Genomic DNA, 19,612 nt, shown 5'->3' with positions numbered 1-19,612 from the left:
CCGTCAGGCCCCTTTCGCCGGGGAGGGGGGCGCCTCCGGTTCTCTGCCCGACAGGGCTGCGATCCGTGCCGGCAGGAGGGCCATGACACTTCGCCGCTGTTGCGGCGAATAGGCCATCCAGCTTCCGATCTCCTCGCCGCTGCGCCCGCAACCGAGGCAGTGCCCGCTGCCAGGCTCGATGACGCAGATCTTCGTGCAAGGGGATTCGATCGACATGTCGCTCCGTCGCCGGCGGCCCGGTGGGCTGGAGAGCGCAATGTAAGGATCGCCGTTTCCCAGACAAGAGCTTGGAAGTTTCAGACCATGTCCTGGTAGGCGGGCATCACCTCGAGCACGCGCGCATGCGGGAAGATGGCGATGGTCTCGGTGCCTTCGCGCAGGCGCGACTTCAGGACGAATTCGCCGTCGTGCAGGTGAACGAGGGCCTGCACGATCGGCAGGCCAAGCCCGGTTCCCTGTTCGGCGCTCTTGATGGCGATCGAGCCCTGGCCGAAGGATGAGAGGACGATCGGGATCTCCTCCTCGGGAATGCCGGGTCCGGTGTCTCGAATCGACACATATTGTCCGCCGCCGGCCGTCCAGCCAACGCGGATGGTGATCGTGCCGCCGCGCGGCGTGAACTTCACCGCGTTGGACAGAAGGTTCAGGATGATCTGCCGGATCGACCGTTCATCGGCCCAGAGCTGCGGCAGCTCGGGTTCGAACTGGATCTGCAGCACGATGCCCTTCGCCTCGGTCTTCAACTGCACGTAAGCCAGACAATCGCGGGCGATGCGCGAGAGATCGACGGCCTCCTCGTCGAGGGCGTAGCGTCCGGCCTCGACTCTCGACAGGTCGAGGATCTCGTTGATCAGGTCGAGGAGGTGCTGTCCCGATGCGTTGATGTCCTGAACGTAATCCTTGTAGGTCGGGTTGCCGATCGGTCCGAGGATTTCCTTGGCGATCACCTCGGAAAAGCCGAGGATCGCGTTGAGCGGCGTGCGCAGTTCGTGGCTCATCGTGGCAAGGAACCGCGATTTGGCGAGATTGGCCTCTTCCGCCCGCCGGCGCGCCTCGTCGGAGATGACGCGCGCCGTGTCCAGCTCGGCGATCAGCTCATCCTTTTCCGCCTGATGCCGCATCCGCTCGATGCTGATTCGCCGGAGATGCTCGGCGACGAAGGTGAAGAACGGCACGGCACCGATGATCACGGCCCGCATGACGATCGCGATCGGCTCGGCCTCGTCGGCCATCTTAAAGACGAGAACGGCGATCAGCGGCAGGAATGCCGCGACGACGCCCCCACGAAGGGTCGAGGAGACCATCGCTGTCATCGCGACGGCGATGAGCAGAACGGCGAGCTGGAAGATCTCGAAACGCAGCGGCCCGCAGGCCTCGCATCCGACGGCAGCGAGATAGGCCCACCCGGCGCCGGCGGCGAAATGTCCGACGAGAAAGCGGCGATTCCATTGCACGGCGTCGACAGGCTGGTCGCCGAGCGACCGGAAGTCTCGCGTGATCAGGTAGAGGACCGCATAGCCGGCCACCGCAATGGCGACCCAGAGCGCCGCGATCTCGTTGCCGAGAAAGGACATCAGCCCGAAGCCGATCAAGAGGATCGGCAGCGGCATGACGACGGCGCAGGATTTCAGAGCCTGAGCGTGCTGAAGCAGCAATTCTCGATCGAATCGCGGCTCGATGCCGCTGCCCGAGGTCAAGCGCCCGCGCGCCATCCTCAGCGTGCGCGAGACATCCGCATTGCGCGGAACCCTGCGGCGCTCGACAATATTCTTGTCGTAACTGGGGGGGGCTGCGACGGACATGACGGGGGTTTGGATCGCTTCCAACTTCGCGCTTCGACCGATCCATCATCTTTCCGAAAGTTTAAAAAAATACCTTAAGCAATCGCGAAAATGCGCCGTGTCGATGCACTGAGTGCTTAGCCGTGAGGTCGTGGGAGGACAGGATGAAGCTTTTCGACGGCGGGCTGGCGCCAAACCCACGCCGCGTCCGGATCTTTCTGGCCGAAAAGGGGATCGACGTTCCGCTCGTGCCTGTCGACATGGCGGCATTCGAGCATCGCGGCGACGGTGTCACCGCTCGCAATCCTCTGCAGCGGCTGCCGGTGCTCGAGTTCGACGACGGGTCCGTTCTGACGGAATCGGTCGCCATCTGCCGATATTTCGAGGAGCGTCACCCCGAGCCGCCGCTGTTCGGCACCGGGGCGCTCGGACGGGCACGGGTGGAGGAGTGGAACCGGAGGCTCGAACTCAATCTCCTCGCCAGCGTCGCCGCCGCCTTCCGCCATCTCCATCCCGCCATGCGCGAATGGGAGGTGCCGCAGATCGCGTCCTGGGGCGAAGCGAACAAGCCGAAGGCCGAAGCCTTTCTGCGCATTCTCGATGCTCGTCTCTCCGAGAACCGCTTTGTCGCCGGGGAGGCGTTCTCGATCGCCGACATCACGGGCCTCGTCGCGATCGACTTCATGAAGCCGGCACGGATCGCGTTGCCCGAAGGCCTCGTCCATGTCAGGCGTTGGCATGCCGAGATGTCGGCGCGGCCGAGCGCCAGAGCCTGACGGCGGGTTGCCGGCACCGGCGCCCGAAGCTTGGTGATGAATCTGACGCAGCCGGCCGACCTGCTATAAGGACGGCGGACGCGGCAACGAGGCAGCACGATGGACCGGCTCGACAAGAAGATTCTGCGGCTCCTGCAGGAGGATGCGACGCTCGCCGTGGCAGAGATCGCCAAACGCGTCGGCCTGTCGACCACGCCCTGCTGGCGGCGGATACAGAAGCTCGAGGAGGAGGGCGTGATCCGCCGGCGCGTGGCCGTCGTCGACCCGGCAAAGGTCAACCTGCGCGTTACCGTCTTCGTCTCGATCCGGACCAACTCGCACTCGAACGAGTGGCTGAAGCGCTTTTCGGAAGTCGTCGGCGACTTTCCCGAGGTGGTCGAGTTCTACCGCATGAGCGGCGACGTGGACTATCTCCTGCGCGTCGTGGTGCCCGACATCGCCGCCTATGACGCCTTCTACAAGCGCCTGATCGCCCGCATCGAGATCCGCGACGTATCCTCGTCCTTCGCGATGGAGCAGATCAAATACACGACCGAAATGCCGTTGGACTACATCATCCTCGACAAGGAGCCGCGCGAGGTTTGACGGCTGCCTGTCGCGCGGGCGGGGCGGGGTGTTGCCGACGATGGCCGCGCTCCAGTCGCCTTCGGGCCTTTCAGGGCCTGGCGTGTATCCCGGCGCAAGGCCGGGATGACGACCGTTGAGGAGGGAAGGCAGGGAGCGGCCGGAAACGCGTGTTGCCTGAATCCCTTGCGCCTGACAATTCGCGCGACGAATCAGTCGCCCGTGAAGAACGCCCATCAGGCGGTTTCGGGCTGAAGGTTTTGGCCTGTCGAGGCGATGAGAGTTGACCAGAGAATGGCCAGCCAAAGCGAGAGCCAGGCGAGGATCCGTCTGAAGTTGTAGCCGACGGCGGCGAGGACGGCGTTGGCGGCGTCGCCGATTGTGTGGGCGAGGTGGTTGCGGCCCATGCGGTGGTCTTCTTTCAGATGGCCGATGACGGGCTCGACGGCCGAGCGGCGGCGCATCTCGCGGCGGATCTGGTCGGTCATGCCGCGCTTCTGGCCCGCGGTGTAGACCTTGAAGCGGTGGCTCTGCGGGGCGTTGTGGCCCTTGTAGCCGGCGTCGGCGATGATCCGCGTCAGCGTCGCGCCGATCTGCGCCTCGATGGCGGGGATGACCGCGGCCAGCGTATGCCCGTCATAGGGCTTGCCCGGCAGGGCCGCGACGTGGGTGACGAACTGGCCGCCCTTGGAGCGCGTGAGCGTGGTGGCGACCGAGACCTTGACGCCGAACTCGTAAGGCCGGTGGGCTTTGCCCTTGCCGATGCATTCGACCTCGGGCGCATGCAGGCTGAACACCCTGAGGTCGGCATCCCTCGGCATGCCCCTGACGCGGTTGAGGTTCCGGTTGCCGGCATGGACCCGCCGAGCGAGCATGAGTTCCTGCGCGGTGGCCGCCTCGAGCTCGGCGTCGCCCTTGGCCTTGCGCACGATGTCGCGGATGACGCGGCCGAGATAGGTCCGCAAGGTCCGCAACGCCTTGCCAGCCCGCTTGAACTGCTTGGCATGGGCATAGCGCTGCTGCCGGATCAAGGCGATCTTGCCGAGCCGGGCGTAGGACTGGCGCAGATCGAGCCCCAGCGTCTTGGCCAGCCGCACCAGGCGCTCGCGGGCGCGGTGCATCAGCCTGGCATCGGTCGGATGCGCCACGGCTTTGGGCTGCACCGTCGTGTCGACCACCGCCTTGGTGAAGTCCGCGGGCTTGGCAGCGCCGGTGCGCAACGCCGTGGCGAGGCTCTCCTGCACCAGGGCGTTCAGCCTCTCCTCGCCCATCCGCTGGCGCCAGCGCGTCATCGACGAGCGGTCGAAGGGCAGCGCGTGGCGGAAGAATTCCTCGCCGCAGAAGAGCTGGAAGTAAGGGTTCTCCACCCAGCGATCGCACAGCGCCTCGTCGGAGAGATCGTGCATCGACTTCAGGATCGCCAGGCCCGCCATCAGCCGCGTCGGCAGAGGCGGCTGGCCCGGCCCATCCGAATAGACCGTGCCGAAGCGCTCCTCCAGAAACCGCCAGTCGATCACCCGGCCGAGCCTGGCCAGCGGGTGCCTCATGTCGACGATCTGGTCGAGCCGGGCTCGGAAAAGATCGCTCTGACCGCTGTCCCGACGCTCCCTCGGCCGCATCCCCTGGCTCCGTTTCCAGTTGCTCCAAAGCCATGGAATCACGCCTTCACGCCGCGCGCAATTTGCAAGTTTCCGCGCTCCACAGAGACAGAAACTGGCAAAAACGAGATCTTCCCGAAATCAAGAAATACTCGAAGATCAACGGGTTAGGGATACTTCACGGGCGACGAATCATCCTCCTCACTTGGTGATTCAACTGCCTGCTACCGCAGGTGAGCCAAGCTTCAGCGCTGCAGGCGCGCCAGGAGCGAGGACGTGTCCCAGCGCTTGCCGCCCATGCTCTCGACCTCGGCATAGAACTGGTCGATCAGCGCGGTCGCCGGCAGTGCCGCGCCGTTGCGACGGGCTTCTGAGAGGCAGATGCCGAGATCCTTGCGCATCCACTCGACCGCAAAACCGAAATCGTATTGTCCCGCTGCCATCGTCTTGTGGCGGTTCTCCATCTGCCAGGAACCCGCGGCACCCTTGGAGATGACGCCCACCACCTTCTCGATGTCGAGGCCGGCCTTCTGGCCGAAGGCGATGGCTTCGGAGAGACCCTGGACGAGGCCGGCGATGCAGATCTGGTTCATCATCTTGGTGAGCTGGCCGGAGCCCGCGGGACCCATCAGCCCGACCATCTTGGCATAGGCGGCGATGACCGGCTGGGCCGCGTCGAAATCGGCCTGATCGCCGCCGACCATGACGGTCAGCGCGCCGTTCTCGGCGCCCGCCTGTCCGCCCGAAACGGGCGCGTCGAGGAACTTCAGACCTTTCTCGCGCGCGGCAGCGTCCAATTCGCGGGCGAGCTCTGCCGATGCGGTGGTGTTGTCGATCAGCGTCGCGCCGGGGGCCATGCCGGCCATCGCGCCGTCCTCGCCGAGGAGGACGGAGCGCACGTCGTCGTCATTGCCGACGCAGCAGAAGACGAAATCCGCGCCTTCCGCCGCCGCCCGCGGGGTAGCAGCCGCCGTCCCGCCGAACTCTGCGGCCCATTTCTCGGCCTTGGTATTTGTCCGGTTGAAGACGGTGACGTCATGGCCGCCTTTCGTCTTGAGATGTCCCGCCATGGGATAGCCCATCACGCCCAGTCCGATGAATGCGACCTTTGCCATTGCCTGCCGTCTCCCTGTCCCAGACGCTTTCCGCGCCTCTTGCCCTGTCAGGGGTTAGACGAATGACGCCGGTGCACAAAGCGAAAAATCCTGTCGTCGCGCTGGTGGCCCGCGTCGCTCCGGATCCGGGCGAGCCCGGTTGCTACCGCTTGAGATGGCGGATCAACCGCTTCTCGGCGATGGCGGTCAGATTGCGCAGGACTTCGACGATAGCGAGGTAGAACATGGCGGCCCAGATATAGGTCTGGAAGTCGAAGGTCCGGGAATAGGCTCTTCGGGTCTCGCCGAAGAGGTCGTAGACCGTGATGATGGCGACGATCGCCGAGGCCTTGATCATCAGGATGATCTCGTTGGCATAGGGCCGGAGCGCCACGATCATCGCCTGCGGCAGGACGATCTTCCAGAAAATGACGAGGCGGGGCAGCCCGAGGGCGCGCGCTCCCTCCCACTGGCCGCGGCCGACGCTCTCGATCGCCCCGCGCAGGATCTCCGCCTGATAGGCCGCCGTGTTCAGGGAGAGCGCGAAGATGGCGCAGTACCAGGCCTCGCGAAAGAACCACCAGAGCCCGATGCTCTCGAAGGCGCCGCGGAACTGGCCAAATCCGTAATAGACGAGAAAGATCTGGGCGATCAGCGGCGTGCCGCGGAAAAAATAGACGAAGACGAAGGAGAGGCCCCGCGCGATCCGGCTTTGCGATCGCCGGCCGAGCGCGATCGGAATCGAGATCAGGGCGCCGATGACGAAGGAGATGAGGACGAGCGAGATCGTCGTCCACAGCCCCTTCAGGTAGAGCGGGAAGTAGCGGGCGATCAGCTCGGGATTGTAGGCGGAGACGAGATAGTAGACGAGACCGAGGCCGGTGAGGAGCCAAAGGCCGAGCGTGATGACGCCGGCCTTGCCGTAGGGGCGCCGGACGACCGGCGGTGGCGCCAGGCTCATCGGGAGACCCCGCTGCGCCGTGTCCAGGTGTCGATCCGGCCGATGACGATCGACGACAGCATGGTCAGCACCAGGAAGATCGCGCAGGCGACGCCGAAGAACAGGAAGGGCTCGCGGGTCACGCGCGAAGCGATGCCCGCCTGGCGCAGCGTGTCGGCAAGACCGACGACGGAGACGAGCGCGGTGTCCTTCAGGAGGTTCATCCAGAGGTTGGCAAGGCCCGGCAACGCGATCCGGATCAATTGCGGAATGAGGACGAGGAGCATGATCCGCCAGCGCGACAGGCCGAGCGCCATGGCGCCCTCGGTCTGTCCGTGGGGGATGGCGCGAAAGGCGGCGAGAAAGACCTCGCTGGCAAAGGCCGAGAAGACGAGCCCGAGCGCGATCATCCCGGCGAGAAAGGAGGAGACGGTGAGCTCGGGCAGGCCGACCGCGCCGGTCAGGGCATTGATTGCGCTCTGGCCGCCGAAATAGACGAGGAACAGCGTCAGAAGCTCGGGCAGGCCGCGAAAGATCGTGGTGTAGATGTTGGCGGACAGGCGCAGCGCCTTGTCCTCGGACATCTTGCCAAGGGCAAGGAGAAAGCCGGACGCGATGCCGAGCGGCAGGGTCGCCAGTGCCAGCGACACCGTCACGAGCACGCCGGCCAGAATGTCGTCGCCCCAACCGTTCGGCCCAAAGCCGATCAGCGCCCAGTTACTCTCCATGCACGCCCCGCAGTGTCATGTTTCGATCTTTACAACCGGATGGTCCGGGCCGGCGCCTGAGGACCGGACCTGCGACGTGCGGGAGTGCATACGCGGCCCGGGACCCGAGCGAAACGGCGCGGCAACAGTGCCGCCGCGCCTGCGACCTTACTCGGCGCCGTAGACGTCGAACTTGAAGTACTTGTCCTGGATCGTCTTGTAGGTGCCGTCCTTGCGGATGGCGACGATCGCGTCGTCGAACATCTTCTTCAGCTTCTCGTCACCCTTGCGCAGGCCGATGCCGGCGCCGACGCCGTAGATCTTGGGATCGGCCGGCAGCGTGCCGAGAACCTTGCAGCAGGCGCCATCCGGGCTGTCGATCCACTGCGACAGCACGACGACGTCGTCCATCACGGCGTCGAGCCGGCCATTGCCGATGTCCAGCTTGTATTCCTCGGAGGTCGGATAGACCTTGATCTCGCTGTCGGGGAACAGGACCTCGGCCGCCTGGGAATGGGTCGTGGAGCCCTGCGCTCCGATGGTCTTGCCGGCGAGAGCTTCCTTCGTCGTCTCGGTGATCGCGCTGTCCTTCGGGACAGCGATCGCCGGCGGCGTATTGTAGTACTTGTTGGTGAAGTCGATCTGCTGCTGGCGCTCGGGCGTGATCGACATCGAGGCGATGATGGCGTCGAACTTGTTGTTCTGCAACGCCGGGATCATGCCGTCCCAATCCTGCGCGACGAAGGTGCAGGTGACCTTCATGTTGTCGCAAAGGGCCTTGGCAATGTCGAGGTCGAAGCCGGTCAGCTCACCGCTGGCGGTCAGGAAGTTGAACGGGGGATAGGCACCCTCCGTGCCGATCTTGATCGTCGACCAGTCCTTGGCCGAATCGTCGGCACGGGCGGGCGCGAAGCTGCCCGCCATGGCGAGGGCCGCGACGGCGAGGGTGACGGTACGGGCAAAACGCATGGAGTTCTCCGAAAGTGAGTGCGAACCACGCCCAGCCTCTGCATTGGGCATGCCTCTTATGCAGGCGATACTCCCACTGTTTTCGCGGGGAGCGCAACAGGCGAGATCACGCTTCGTTTGGTTTTCAACCTGTCGCGAAAAAAGTCCGCGCAGCGCGCTGGTTTGGCACGCGTGTCGCCCGGCCGCGGGGCCACCAGCTTGCCCCGTTTTCAGGATGCTTCGCCGACATATACCGAGCAACTCAAGGTTCCCGGCCAGCCTTGGCTGCCGGCGAGGCCGCCGGCGCGCAGCCGCCGGTCGGCAGATCCCGGGCGCGCTCGCCGGGGTCAAGCGCGGCAGGCGCATGCCTCGTCATCTCGGCTCCACCTTGTCGCTGGTGCTCGCGACGAGCGGCATCGCTCCAGCCTCTGCCGGCAGGGATGTCGTCGCCGGGAGGCTGCCGCCGCGAACCCGCTCGCGGTAGAGCGTGTAGACGCCGCTGCCGACGATGATCAGCGATCCAAGGACGACGAAGCCGTCCGGCCGTTCGCCGAAGCCGACGATGCCGATCAGGAGCGCGAAGACGAGGACGGAATAGCGGAACGGCGCGACGAAGCTGATGTCGCCGCCGCGCATGGCTTCGACGATGAAGAAATAGCCGATCGTGATGAGGACCGCTGCGCCGCCCAGCGTGAGGAACTGCGGCGCCGCCATCGGGCGCCATGCGTCGAAGGGCAGGAGCGCCCAGCCCGTGATCGAGACGGCGAGCGCGGTCGTCATCGAGATGTAGAGCGACGGGATGCCCTTCGGCAGACGCCGCGTCGCAAGATCGCGCGTCGCGGCGCAAACGACGGACAGAAGGACGTAGATCGAGGCGACGGTAAAGCCCTCCAGGCCCGGACGCACGATGATCATCACGCCGAGAAAGCCGACCAGGATCGCCGTCCATCGCCGCCAGCCGACGCGTTCGCCGAAGAACAGGGCGGCACCCAGCGTCACCGCGAGCGGCAATGCCTGGAAGATCGCCGTCGTGTTGGCGAGAGGAAGGGAGCGGAGGGCGGAGATATAGGTCAGCGTCGCCAGGATGTCGGCGAGGGTGCGCAAGAGCAGCATGGGCCGCAGCATGGTGCCGAGCGGGCAAAGCGCACCCTGCCAGACGGCGAGTCCGGTCAGAATCGCCGTCGCCATCACGCCGCGTACGGCCATGATCTGCGCGACGCCCATGTCGCTGGAGGCGAGCTTGACGAGGCTGTCGTTGACGACGAAGGCCGCCATGGCGGCCAGCATGCAGAGACCGGCGCGCAGATTGGCCGACATCGGCGGGGAGGGAAGGGAGGGCATGCGGATTCCAGGACAGCGAGAGAGGCGACCATCCTCTACTCCCTGCGCCCCAAGAGCGCGACCATCGCGGCAGAAAGTCTTTCGGCACCCGCGCGATTCCGCCCGCATCCGGCTGGCCGACGTCCGCGAGGAAAACCGCGAATCGAGCAAATCCTAACGATTGGTGTAGCGATCCATCGATTTTTTCCTGCGACCTTTATGCGGCTGCATATGAAACGAAGGAAATCGCCATGGGGGCATTCGATGCCATCCAGCCTCTATCGGCCGTGCGTCCCGAGCGGCGGCCGGAACCCGATCCGGCTCCCGTGCAGGCCGCGGCGGTTCAAACAGCTCACCTTTCGGGCGACGCGCGCGTCGAGACGGCGATCGCCTCCGTGGATGAGACATGGGTCCTGCCGCACTCAGCCGTTTCGCTGACACCGGAAGCTCTTTCCAGCGGCCCGACGCCACCGACGTCATCCACGCTCGACATCGCCATGAAGGCAGCAGAACCGGGCGCGGCCGGATCGCGGCTCACGGGGCTTGGGGATACCTGGTCGTTGGCGACCGTCCCTCAGAACAACGACAAAGTCGAGAAGCAGGCGGCCAGCGCGGCGAAGGCCGAAAACGTTGTCCTGCCTTATGGCCCCGACCCCGAGCGTGTCCGACATCTCATCGACTGGTTCATCAGCCGCAACGAGTTCCTGCCGATTACCTTTGCCTATCGGCAGGCTGGCGATCTCAGGGAAACTGTCTCGGTGCGGTCGTCGACAAAGGGCATCGTTTCGGTGGGAGCGGTCAAGGACCTCTACCGGTCCGATTGAAACGCGCTGCCCAAATGAGCGTGCGACGTCGTCCCAGACGCCGTTCCCGACAGGGGCATGAAGAGCGCTTGCCGCAAGCGGGATGTCCTACGACGACGATGCCCTGGCTCGCAGCGAGTTGGTAATCGGGCCGACCAGCTTGTCGTACCGGTTCCGTGCCGCCTCGGGATAGCGGATGGCGACGGAGTGGACGAGGTCGCCCCGGAAAATATAGCGTTCGTAGAAGATCTTGCCGTCGCGGTAGCCGGACACGACGACCCAGCGCTTGCCCGCCTTCTTGTAGGTGACAGTGTCATCGGCCGCCCGATCGGCGATGATCGAGCGGGGCGTCTCGCCGCCGCGATTGGCGCGGGCATAGATGAAGAGCTCCGCGCCGTTCGGGGCCGTCCAGGCGCGGCCGTCGCCGTTGACCGGCTCGGGCTGTGCGACCGGAAAAGCCTCCGCGGGGAAGCGTGCCTCAGTGCCGAAACGGTCGTTGCGATAGGTCACGTCGTCGGCGACCGCGATCGTCGCGCCGAGAACCAAGGTGCCGGTCAATCCCAGGAAAAGCTGCCGCCAAGCCGTCATTCTAGCCTCCCGTGACACTCATATGGCGTGACACCGCGGGACGGCGGGTCGTGCGGTCGATGATGAAGTCGTGGCCCTTCGGCTTGCGCCCGATCGCCTCGTCGATCGCCTGCGACAAAAGCTCGTCGCCCTCCGAGGCGCGCAAGGGCGCGCGCAGGTCGGCGGCGTCTTCCTGCCCGAGGCACATATAGAGCGTCCCCGTGCAGGTGACGCGCACCCGGTTGCAGCTTTCGCAGAAGTTGTGCGTCATCGGCGTGATAAAGCCGAGGCGCCCGCCGGTCTCAGCCACGGTGACGTAGCGGGCGGGGCCGCCGGTCTTGTAGTCGTTCTCCCGCAGGCTGAATCGTCCCTCGAGATCGGCGCGCACCTGGCTCAGCGGCAGGTACTGGTCGGTCCGGTCCTCGTCGATCTCCCCCATCGGCATGGTCTCGATCAGCGTCAGATCCATGCCCTCACCGTGCGCCCAGCGGATCATCTCCGGGATCTCGAGGTCGTTGAAACCCTTCAGCGCGACGGCGTTCAGCTTTACCTTGATGCCGGCGGCCTGCGCCGCCTTGATGCCCGCGAGCACCCGGTCGAGTTCTCCCCAGCGGGTGATCGCCTTGAACTTCTGCGCATCGAGTGTGTCGAGCGAGACGTTCAGGCGCCTGACCCCGTGCCCGGCAAGCTCCGACGCATAGCGCTGCAGCTGCGAGCCATTGGTGGTCAGCGTCAGCTCGTCCAGCGCGCCGCTCTGCAAATGGCGGGACAGGCCGGCGATCAGGTGCATGATGTTCTTGCGGACCAGCGGCTCGCCGCCGGTCAGTCGAAGGCGCCGCACGCCCTTGTCGACGAAGGCGCTGGCGAGCCGGTCGAGTTCCTCCAGCGTCAGCAGATCGCGCTTCGGCAGGAACGTCATGTCCTCCGCCATGCAGTAGACGCAGCGAAAGTCGCAGCGGTCGGTCACCGACACACGCAGATAGGTGACCGCCCGACCGAAAGGGTCGATCATCTCGGCCGGCTTTGCGGGAACCTCGATGTCGCTCGTCATCCCCAGGAGATTGCGGCGTCCGGGCACTTGGTTCATAGCATCGGTCATTGCAAAGAGATGGAAGGTCACAGGCCTCCGGTCAAGTCGGTCGTGGCCCCTTTGCCGGGTGCAGTTCCCGGCCGCCAAGGAGAAGAAGCCATGTCCTCATCCACCACCGCACCGCAGGAGATCCGCGTTTCCAAGGACAGGCGGACGCTGACCATCCGCTCGACTGACGGCGCCAGCGATCAGTTTTCGGCCGAGATGCTGCGCGTCCTGTCGCCTTCGGCCGAAGTCCAGGGGCATTCGGCCGCACAGCGGGTGACCGTCGGCGGCAAGAAGGATGTGGGGATCGCCAACATCGTCCCAGTCGGTCACTACGCCATCCGCATCGTCTTCGACGATGGCCACGACACCGGCCTGTTCACCTGGGACTATCTTGCCGAACTCGGAAAGAGCGGCGGGGAGCTGTGGGCGGAATATCTGGCGGAGCTGCAGGCGAAGGGTCTGCGGCGGGAGGGCTGAGCGAGCGGGGCGAGAGCCCTCACGGTTGCTGCGTGACGGTGGCGCCCCACGGGAGCACGTTGCCGCCCCGTTCAGATGGTCGTCGCGAGCCTCTTGGTAACGCCCTCCGGGCGGAATTCCTCGATCTCGACGCGATTTCGACCGTTCGCCTTGGCGTCGTAGAGCTTGCGGTCGGCGCGGTGAAACAGCATCTCGTAGGTAATGGCATTGCGAAAGAAGACGCCGCCGACGCTGACCGTCACCAAAATGGCCTCGCCGGTCGGTGTGACGATGTCGGTCTCGGCGACGACGGCACGCAGCCGCTCGGCCGTCGCTTCCGCCGACAGCAGGCCGGCGCCGGGCAGGAAGATACCGAATTCCTCGCCGCCGAGACGCCCCACGACGTCACCGGCCCGTGTGACCTCGACCAATAGTCTCGCAATCCGGCGTAGGGTCTCGTCACCGACGGGATGACCCCAGCGGTCATTGATCGCCTTGAAGAAGTCTGCGTCGACCAGAAGCAGCGCGCCTCGCCCGCCCTCGGCATTGTCGATCTCGTCGAGCTTTCCATGCACGATCCGCGTGAACGCGCTGCGGTTGAGGATCGATGTCAGGCCGTCATGGCTGGCGGTATGCTGAAGTTCCCGATTGAGGATCGCCGCCTGGCGCAGTTTCAGCGAGATGACGACGAACAGCGGACCGGCGAGAAGCACCGGCAGAACGATCGCGCCCAACATGCTCCTGAAGAACGCGTCGGGCCCCGACGTCCAAAAAAGCCAGAGATTGAAGACAACCGATACGGCCATGCAGACAGCGATGCCGCCCAGCGTCAACCAGGTCAGGCTATACACTTCTCGCCATGTCAGCGGACTGCCCGCGCTCTGAAAAGCCATGTGATCTGGACCGGTTATCCCCGCCCGCCATCTTCATCAAAAAGTGTTAATGCAATCACTCATGGTTGTGGTGCGGCGCAGCAGATAATCCGAGCCTGCATTCTCCGGCGCGTCGGCCTGTCAGGCGGCGTCGTCGCTGGATTTCTGGAAAGCCGGCAGTTGGTCGAAGGCAAACTTCAGCGAGTCGGACCATCCTTCGGAAATCAGCTGGTAGTAGGGATCGCGCTGATCGAAGCGGTGACGATAGCCGGGCTCGAAACTATCGGCCTCGTAGAACTGCAGGTCGATCGGCAGGCCGACCGAGAGGTTCGAGCGAATCGTCGAGTCGAAGGAGACCAGGAGCAGCTTGGCGACCTCCTCCAGCGCCATCCCGGGATCGTAGGTGCGGATGATGATGGGGCGGCCGTATTTGTGCTCGCCGATCTGGAAGAAGGGATTGTCGGCCCCGGCCTCGATGAAGTTTCCCTCGGGATAGATCATGAAGAGGCGGGGGCGGCCGCCCTTGATCTGGCCGCCCAGCACGAAAGAGGCGGAGAAACGACCGTCTGCCTTCTGCCCGGAGGGGCTGGTATAGGAGATCACCTCGCGCAGGGTATCGCCGATCAGCTTGGCGGTCTGGAACATCGACGGCTGGTTGAGAATCGCCGGTTCGCGGTCCGCGGGTGCAATGCCCCGCTCCTCGAGCAGCGAGACCGTCGACTGGGTCGTCGCGAGGTTGCCGGCGCTGAGCAGGCACAGAAAGCGCTCGCCCGGCACCGACCAGGTTTTCATCTTGGAGACCACGGAGATGTTGTCGATGCCGGCATTCGTCCGCGTGTCGGACATGAACACCAGACCGCGGTCAACGAGCAATCCGACGCAATACGTCATGGGTTTGAAATCCCTCAAGGACGGCCGGGCGCGCGGTGCGAATGACGCAACCAGACGCGGGCCCGCACCCGTCGGACGCCCGGTCTACGATCGATGATCGGCCGCCGCAAGCGCAGACCGACATTCTCCCCAGCCGACCTCTCAAGTCCGGGGGGCGAAGCGGGACGGATTGCCTACCATTTCGCCCGGGCCCGCCGCGCCTGTCCGGTCACAAGTAGAAGCGGTATCCTTGCGCGATCTCCACGGCAAGCCGGTTGTGATCAACCATGAACTTGGTCAGGAACTGGTGCAGACCGCCTTCGATGACCTTGCCGACGTCGGAGTCCGTGAATCCAACACACAACCGGTCCGCCGTCTCCCGGCAGACATGCTCGGTCCCATAGGTCCGGGCGAGGCGGTCGAGGATCTCGACGATGTTCCTGTAGCAATAGGCCAGGGATCGCGGCATCCGCTCGTTGAAGATCAGGAAATCGATGATGTCCGAGGCCCGATACTCCGCGTCGTACTCCCAGATATAGGAGCGATGCGCCGAGACCGACCGCAGGATCGAGCCCCACTGGAAGTTGTCCAGCGAGGAGCCGACGGAGGAATGGGTCGGCAGCAGCACCCAGTATTTCACGTCGAGAATGCGGGCGGTGTTGTCGGCGCGTTCGACGAAGGTGCCGAGATTGCAGAAGTCGAAGATCTCGTTGCGCAGCATGGTGCCGTAGAACGCGCCGCGCATGTAGGCGGTCTGCTTCTTCACCATGTCGAGAACGGCCGGCAGCTGGCCGTCGCGCAGCGGCATCTGCAGGCGCCGCTTCAGGAGAATCCAGCTTTCGTTCAGCGCCTCCCAGGTCTCGCGGGTGAGGGCCGTGCGCACCATGCGGCCATTCGTGCGTGCCGATTCGATGGAGGACAGGACGCTGGACGGATTGTCGAAATCGCACAGCATGAAGTCGATTATCTGCCGGGCCTCGAAGTCGGCATATTTCGCCTTGTAGGCGGCCTCGACGCCGGCGGTGACCAGCACCGACTGCCACTCGTCCTGCTCGGAAGAGAGGTTGGTCAGCGACAGCCTGAGGCCCGCATCGATCAGGCGCGCCATGTTCTCGGCACGCTCGATGTAGCGGTGCATCCAGAAAAGGCCCTGGGCCGTCCGTCCAAGTAGAGCCATGCGAAATCAGTCCTCCAGAACCCAGGTATCTTTGGTGCCGCCGCCCTGGCTCGAATTGACGACGAGCGAGCCTGCCTTGAGGGCGACGCGCGTGAGCCCTCCCGGGATGATCTTGACCTTGTCCGAGACGAGGACGAAGGGCCTCAAATCGACGTGCCGCGGGGACAGGCCCTTTTCGCCGAGGATCGGGACGGTCGACAGCGCCAGCGTCGGCTGGGCGATATAGTTGCTCGGCCTGCCGCGCAGCTTGTGGGCGAAGATCTCGCGCTCCTCGGCCGTCGACGTCGGCCCGACCAGCATCCCATAGCCGCCGGAGCCGTGCACTTCCTTCACCACCAGTTCGTCGAGATGATCGAGGACATAGGCAAGGCTGTCCTCGTCGGCGCAGCGCCAGGTCGGAACGTTTTCGAGGAGGGCCGGCCGGCCGGTATAGAACTCGACGATCTCGGGCATGTAGGAATAGATCGCCTTGTCGTCGGAAATGCCGGTCCCCGGAGCATTGGCGATGGTGATTCCGCCGGCCTTGTAGACCTTCATGATCCCGGCGACGCCGAGCATGGAGTCGGACTTGAACACGTCGGGGTCGAGATATTCGTCGTCGACGCGGCGATAGAGGATGTCGATCGTCTTGAAGCCCTGGGTGGTGCGCATCTTGATGCGACCGTCCACCATCTTCAGGTCGGCCCCCTCGACGAGCTCGACGCCCATCTGATCGGCAAGGAACGCATGCTCGTAGTAGGCGGAATTGTGGATGCCGGGGGTCAGCACCGCGATCGTCGGTGCGCCCTCGCAGAGCGGCGGGGCGACGGCAGCAAGCGAGCGCCGGAGATGGTTCGGATAGGTCTCGACCGGCCTGACGCGGTTCTGCGCGAACAGTTCGGGAAACATCTGCATCATCGTCTCCCGGTTCTCGATCATATAGGAGACGCCGGAGGGGGTGCGGGCATTGTCCTCCAGAACGTAGAACCGGTCCTCGCCGACGCGCACGATATCGGTGCCGATGATGTGCGTGTAAACGCCGCCGGGAGGCGTGAACCCGATCATCTCCGGCAGGAAGGCGTCGTTGCCCTCGATCAGCCGCGCCGGCATGATGCCGGCCTTCACGATTTCCTGGTCGTGGTAGATGTCGTGCAGGAACATGTTGAGCGCGCGGACCCGCTGCTCGATGCCTTCGGCCAGCCTCTGCCACTCGCGATTGTTGATGATGCGCGGCACGAGATCGAAGGGAATCAGCCGCTCGGCTGCTTCCGCCTCGCCGTAGACGGCAAAGGTGATGCCGGTGCGCCGGAAGAAGCCTTCGGCCTCGCTGGCCTTTTCGACGAGCGATTCCGGGTCCTGCTGCCCGAACCAGGCATGGAAACGCTCGTACGGCTGCCGGACTTCCCCCTCCACTTCCGTCAGCATCTCGTCAAACGGCTTCACGGCAACTCTCCTTGCGATTCTTGCCCTAGAAGAGAAGCCCAAAGCCGGAAAATCAAGGGACCCATTCGACGAATAACGGCAACATGGGAATCTGACCGGGGTGGGCATCGTCGCGGGCGAGGCCGGCCCGACTTGCGCAATCCCCGATCTCAGCCCTACACAATGACGCTGGCAGGAGGCGGCATTGGCAAAGAGACGGGAAGAAGATCTGTTGCGCCTCGATGAGGCGGCGCGCGCCGGCTGGCTCTATTACGTCGCCGGCAACACCCAGGAGGAGATCGCCGCCAAGCTCGGCACGTCGCGCCAGTCGGCGCAGCGGCTGGTGTCGCTGTCGGTCTCGGCGGGTCTCGTCAAGGTGCGGATCGACCACCCGATCGCCTCGTGCCTCGAGCAGGCGCGATCCCTGCGGGAGACGTTCGGCCTGTCGTTCTGCGAGGTCGTGCCGTCTGATCCCAGTTCCCTGTCCACGACCATCGGCATCGCCGAGGCCTGTGCGGCCGAGATGGAACGCCGTTTGATGCGGGCCGAACCCGTCATCATGGCGCTCGGCACCGGGCGCACGCTGAAGGCCTCGGTGGAGCGCCTGCCGAAGATGACCTGCAGCCAGCACCGGATCGTCTCCCTCACCGGCAACATCGCGCTGGATGGCTCGGCATCTGTCTACAACGTCATCTTCACCATGGCGGACGCCATCCAGGCGCGGCACTATCCGATGCCGCTGCCCGTCGTCGTCTCCAGTCCCGAAGAACGGGCTCTCCTGCACGAGCAGAAGGTCGTCCAGAGCACGTTGGCGCTCGCCGCAAAGGCCGACCTCACCTTCGTCGGCGTCGGTGAACTCGGTCTGAAGGCACCCCTCGTCGTCGACGGTTTCATCACTGCGGAGGACCGGGATCTCCTCAACAGCGTCGGCGGGGTCGGCGAGATCGTCGGCTGGGTCTTCGACGAAGCCGGCAAGATCATCGACTGCCCATTCAACGATCGCGTCGCCAGCGCAAGAATCCCCTCGACGAAAACAAGCGAGGTGGTCCTCGTCGCGATGGGCTCCGCGAAAGCGCCGGCGATCCGTGCAGCGATGAGCGGCCGGCTCGTCAATGGGCTGATCACCGACGAGGCGACGGCGCGGATCCTCATCGGCATCTGATCCGCGCGTTGCCGTATTTCACGGCTTGGATTTTCAACCTTCGGCGACAACCATCCCGAAGATGCCCACAGAATTGCTGCGACGCCGCACGGGATTCATTTGACAGCCAAGCGTGTCGGTGGGATTTTGCCCGGACACTGGTCAAATGCTCAAAATTGCTGGGAGGCACCGAATGTCCGCCATGAAAACCCTTGGTTGCGCCGCGTCGCTGCTGGCCTTCGCTGCGGTTGCGCAGGCCGAGACCACGCTGACCATCGGCACCGTCAACAACAGCGACATGATCCGCATGCAGGGTCTGACGGACGCCTTCACCGCCGCCCATCCCGACATCAAGCTGAACTGGGTGACGCTCGAGGAGAATATCCTGCGCCAGCGCGTCACGACCGACATCGCCACCAAGGGCGGCCAGTTCGACGTGATGACCATCGGCACCTACGAGGTCCCGATCTGGTCGAAGCAGCAGTGGCTCGCCCCGCTCGACAAGCTCGGCGCCGACTACGACGCCGACGACCTGATCCCCGCCATCCGCAATGCGCTGTCGACCGACGGCACGCTCTATGCTGCGCCCTTCTACGCCGAGAGCACGCTGACGCTGTACCGCAAGGACCTGTTGGAAGCCGCCGGTCTCACCATGCCGGAGAAGCCGACCTGGGACTTCATCGCGGAAGCCGCGGAGAAGATGACCAACAAGGAGACCGGGGTCTACGGCATCTGCCTGCGCGGCAAGCCGGGCTGGGGCGAGAACATGGCCTTCCTCGGCAATATGGCGCGTTCCTTCGGTGCCAACTACTTCGACGCCGACTGGAAGCCGCAGTTCGAGAGCGAAGGCTGGAAGAAGGCCGTCACGCTCTACGTCGACCTGCTGACCAAGTATGGACCTCCGGGCGCCGCCGCCAACGGCTTCAACGAGAACCTCTCGCTGTTCGGCCAGGGCAAATGCGGCATGTGGATGGATGCGAGCGTCGCCGCCTCCTTCGTGACCGATCCGAAGCAGAGCCAGGTCCCCGACAAGGTCGGTTTCGCGCCCGGCCCCTGCGGCATCGAGAACTGCCCGAACGAGGGCGCAAACTGGCTCTGGGCCTGGTCGCTCGCCGTTCCGGCCTCGTCCGGCAAGCAGGAAGCCGCGCAGACGTTCATCTCCTGGGCGACGTCCAAGGCCTATCTGGAACTCGTCGCTTCCAAGGAGGGCTGGGCGAACGTTCCTCCGGGCACGCGCACCTCGCTCTACGAGAACCCGGAATATGTGAAGGCGGCGCCGTTCGCCGAAGCCACGCTCGCGGCGATCAACAAGGCTGATCCGTCGATCGGCGAGGGCAAGCCCTATGTCGGCCTGCAGTTTGCCGCCGTTCCCGAGTTCCAGGGGCTGGGTACGGCCGTCGGCCAGCAGATGGCAGCCGCGCTGTCCGGCTCCACCACCGTCGAAGCGGCGCTCGCCGCCGCCCAGGCTCAGGCGGTCCGCGAAATGACCCGCGGCGGCTACATCAAGTAAGCTCCAAAG

Annotated in this window: 20 protein-coding genes; 6 read left to right on the top strand and 14 right to left on the bottom strand. The window is 64.8% G+C overall.

The window, feature by feature from the left end:
• Positions 1-3: 3 nt before the first annotated feature.
• Complete coding sequence (locus tag Sa4125_RS14285; RefSeq protein ID WP_223998792.1) at positions 4-216, bottom strand: DUF1289 domain-containing protein; 213 nt, start codon at positions 214-216, stop codon at positions 4-6.
• An 80-nt stretch (positions 217-296) separates the two neighbouring features.
• Positions 297-1,802: an ATP-binding protein gene (locus tag Sa4125_RS14280; RefSeq protein WP_223998790.1), complete on the bottom strand. Its 1,506-nt coding sequence runs from the start codon at positions 1,800-1,802 to the stop codon at positions 297-299.
• Positions 1,803-1,945: 143 nt separating this feature from the next.
• Here Sa4125_RS14280 and Sa4125_RS14275 point away from each other — a divergent pair, with 143 nt between their 5' ends.
• Together Sa4125_RS14275 and Sa4125_RS14270 are read left to right on the top strand one after the other, a co-directional pair.
• Positions 1,946-2,557: a glutathione S-transferase gene (locus Sa4125_RS14275; RefSeq protein ID WP_223998788.1), complete on the top strand. Its 612-nt coding sequence runs from the start codon at positions 1,946-1,948 to the stop codon at positions 2,555-2,557.
• 99 nt (positions 2,558-2,656) lie between these two features.
• Positions 2,657-3,142, top strand: a complete 486-nt coding sequence (locus Sa4125_RS14270; RefSeq protein WP_223998786.1) for an Lrp/AsnC family transcriptional regulator — start codon at positions 2,657-2,659, stop codon at positions 3,140-3,142.
• Between the two features lie 215 nt (positions 3,143-3,357).
• Here the strand turns inward: Sa4125_RS14270 and Sa4125_RS14265 are convergent, their stop codons facing one another.
• The 6 genes from Sa4125_RS14265 to Sa4125_RS14240 form a co-directional block, all read right to left on the bottom strand.
• Positions 3,358-4,740, bottom strand: a complete 1,383-nt coding sequence (locus Sa4125_RS14265) for an IS5 family transposase (protein ID WP_223998784.1) — start codon at positions 4,738-4,740, stop codon at positions 3,358-3,360.
• 224 nt (positions 4,741-4,964) lie between these two features.
• A complete protein-coding gene (locus Sa4125_RS14260; RefSeq protein WP_223998782.1) occupies positions 4,965-5,834 on the bottom strand; it encodes an NAD(P)-dependent oxidoreductase in 870 nt (289 codons plus the stop codon).
• 142 nt (positions 5,835-5,976) lie between these two features.
• Positions 5,977-6,774 carry an ABC transporter permease gene (locus Sa4125_RS14255; protein ID WP_223998779.1) on the bottom strand — a complete coding sequence of 266 codons (798 nt, stop codon included), beginning with the start codon at positions 6,772-6,774 and terminating at the stop codon, positions 5,977-5,979.
• Positions 6,771-7,481, bottom strand: a complete 711-nt coding sequence (locus tag Sa4125_RS14250) for an ABC transporter permease (protein WP_223998778.1) — start codon at positions 7,479-7,481, stop codon at positions 6,771-6,773. The genes Sa4125_RS14255 and Sa4125_RS14250 overlap by 4 nt, the downstream gene beginning before the upstream one ends.
• Before the next feature lie 147 nt (positions 7,482-7,628).
• Positions 7,629-8,429, bottom strand: coding sequence for an ABC transporter substrate-binding protein (locus Sa4125_RS14245; RefSeq protein ID WP_223998776.1), 801 nt, complete (start codon positions 8,427-8,429; stop codon positions 7,629-7,631).
• A gap of 351 nt (positions 8,430-8,780) precedes the next feature.
• Complete coding sequence (locus Sa4125_RS14240) at positions 8,781-9,749, bottom strand: DMT family transporter (RefSeq protein ID WP_223998774.1); 969 nt, start codon at positions 9,747-9,749, stop codon at positions 8,781-8,783.
• A 230-nt stretch (positions 9,750-9,979) separates the two neighbouring features.
• Here Sa4125_RS14240 and Sa4125_RS14235 point away from each other — a divergent pair, with 230 nt between their 5' ends.
• Positions 9,980-10,552: a hypothetical protein gene (locus Sa4125_RS14235; RefSeq protein ID WP_223998772.1), complete on the top strand. Its 573-nt coding sequence runs from the start codon at positions 9,980-9,982 to the stop codon at positions 10,550-10,552.
• Positions 10,553-10,639: 87 nt separating this feature from the next.
• On the opposite strand, the gene Sa4125_RS14230 is transcribed toward Sa4125_RS14235, so the two are convergent.
• Both Sa4125_RS14230 and moaA read right to left on the bottom strand, forming a co-directional pair.
• On the bottom strand, positions 10,640-11,119 hold the full coding sequence (locus Sa4125_RS14230) for a hypothetical protein (protein ID WP_223998770.1): 480 nt from the start codon (positions 11,117-11,119) through the stop codon (positions 10,640-10,642).
• 1 nt (position 11,120) lies between these two features.
• Positions 11,121-12,149, bottom strand: coding sequence for a GTP 3',8-cyclase MoaA (gene moaA, locus Sa4125_RS14225; protein WP_224007821.1), 1,029 nt, complete (start codon positions 12,147-12,149; stop codon positions 11,121-11,123).
• Positions 12,150-12,287: 138 nt separating this feature from the next.
• Between moaA and Sa4125_RS14220 the strand changes: the two genes are divergently transcribed.
• The gene (locus tag Sa4125_RS14220; protein ID WP_223998768.1) at positions 12,288-12,653 is read left to right on the top strand and encodes a DUF971 domain-containing protein; all 366 of its coding nucleotides are present in this window, start codon (positions 12,288-12,290) and stop codon (positions 12,651-12,653) included.
• 71 nt (positions 12,654-12,724) lie between these two features.
• Here the strand turns inward: Sa4125_RS14220 and Sa4125_RS14215 are convergent, their stop codons facing one another.
• From Sa4125_RS14215 to Sa4125_RS14200, 4 genes are all read right to left on the bottom strand, one after another.
• Positions 12,725-13,366, bottom strand: a complete 642-nt coding sequence (locus Sa4125_RS14215) for a GGDEF domain-containing protein (protein ID WP_223998766.1) — start codon at positions 13,364-13,366, stop codon at positions 12,725-12,727.
• A gap of 279 nt (positions 13,367-13,645) precedes the next feature.
• Positions 13,646-14,395 (bottom strand): proteasome-type protease, encoded by a 750-nt coding sequence (locus Sa4125_RS14210; protein WP_223998764.1) that lies wholly within the window; start codon positions 14,393-14,395, stop codon positions 13,646-13,648.
• Between the two features lie 208 nt (positions 14,396-14,603).
• The gene (locus tag Sa4125_RS14205) at positions 14,604-15,551 is read right to left on the bottom strand and encodes an alpha-E domain-containing protein (RefSeq protein ID WP_223998762.1); all 948 of its coding nucleotides are present in this window, start codon (positions 15,549-15,551) and stop codon (positions 14,604-14,606) included.
• Between the two features lie 6 nt (positions 15,552-15,557).
• Positions 15,558-16,955, bottom strand: coding sequence for a circularly permuted type 2 ATP-grasp protein (locus Sa4125_RS14200; RefSeq protein WP_224007819.1), 1,398 nt, complete (start codon positions 16,953-16,955; stop codon positions 15,558-15,560).
• Positions 16,956-17,157: 202 nt separating this feature from the next.
• Between Sa4125_RS14200 and Sa4125_RS14195 the strand changes: the two genes are divergently transcribed.
• Positions 17,158-18,114, top strand: a complete 957-nt coding sequence (locus Sa4125_RS14195; RefSeq protein WP_223998760.1) for a sugar-binding transcriptional regulator — start codon at positions 17,158-17,160, stop codon at positions 18,112-18,114.
• 181 nt (positions 18,115-18,295) lie between these two features.
• The gene (locus Sa4125_RS14190; protein ID WP_224007817.1) at positions 18,296-19,603 is read left to right on the top strand and encodes a sugar ABC transporter substrate-binding protein; all 1,308 of its coding nucleotides are present in this window, start codon (positions 18,296-18,298) and stop codon (positions 19,601-19,603) included.
• Positions 19,604-19,612: the final 9 nt, after the last annotated feature.

It is taken from the genome of Aureimonas sp. SA4125, from assembly GCF_019973775.1.
In the GTDB taxonomy this organism is placed as follows: Bacteria; Pseudomonadota; Alphaproteobacteria; order Rhizobiales; family Rhizobiaceae; genus Plantimonas.
Note: the sequence above shows the minus strand (reverse complement) of the source record. Positions and strands in the feature narration are given on the sequence as shown.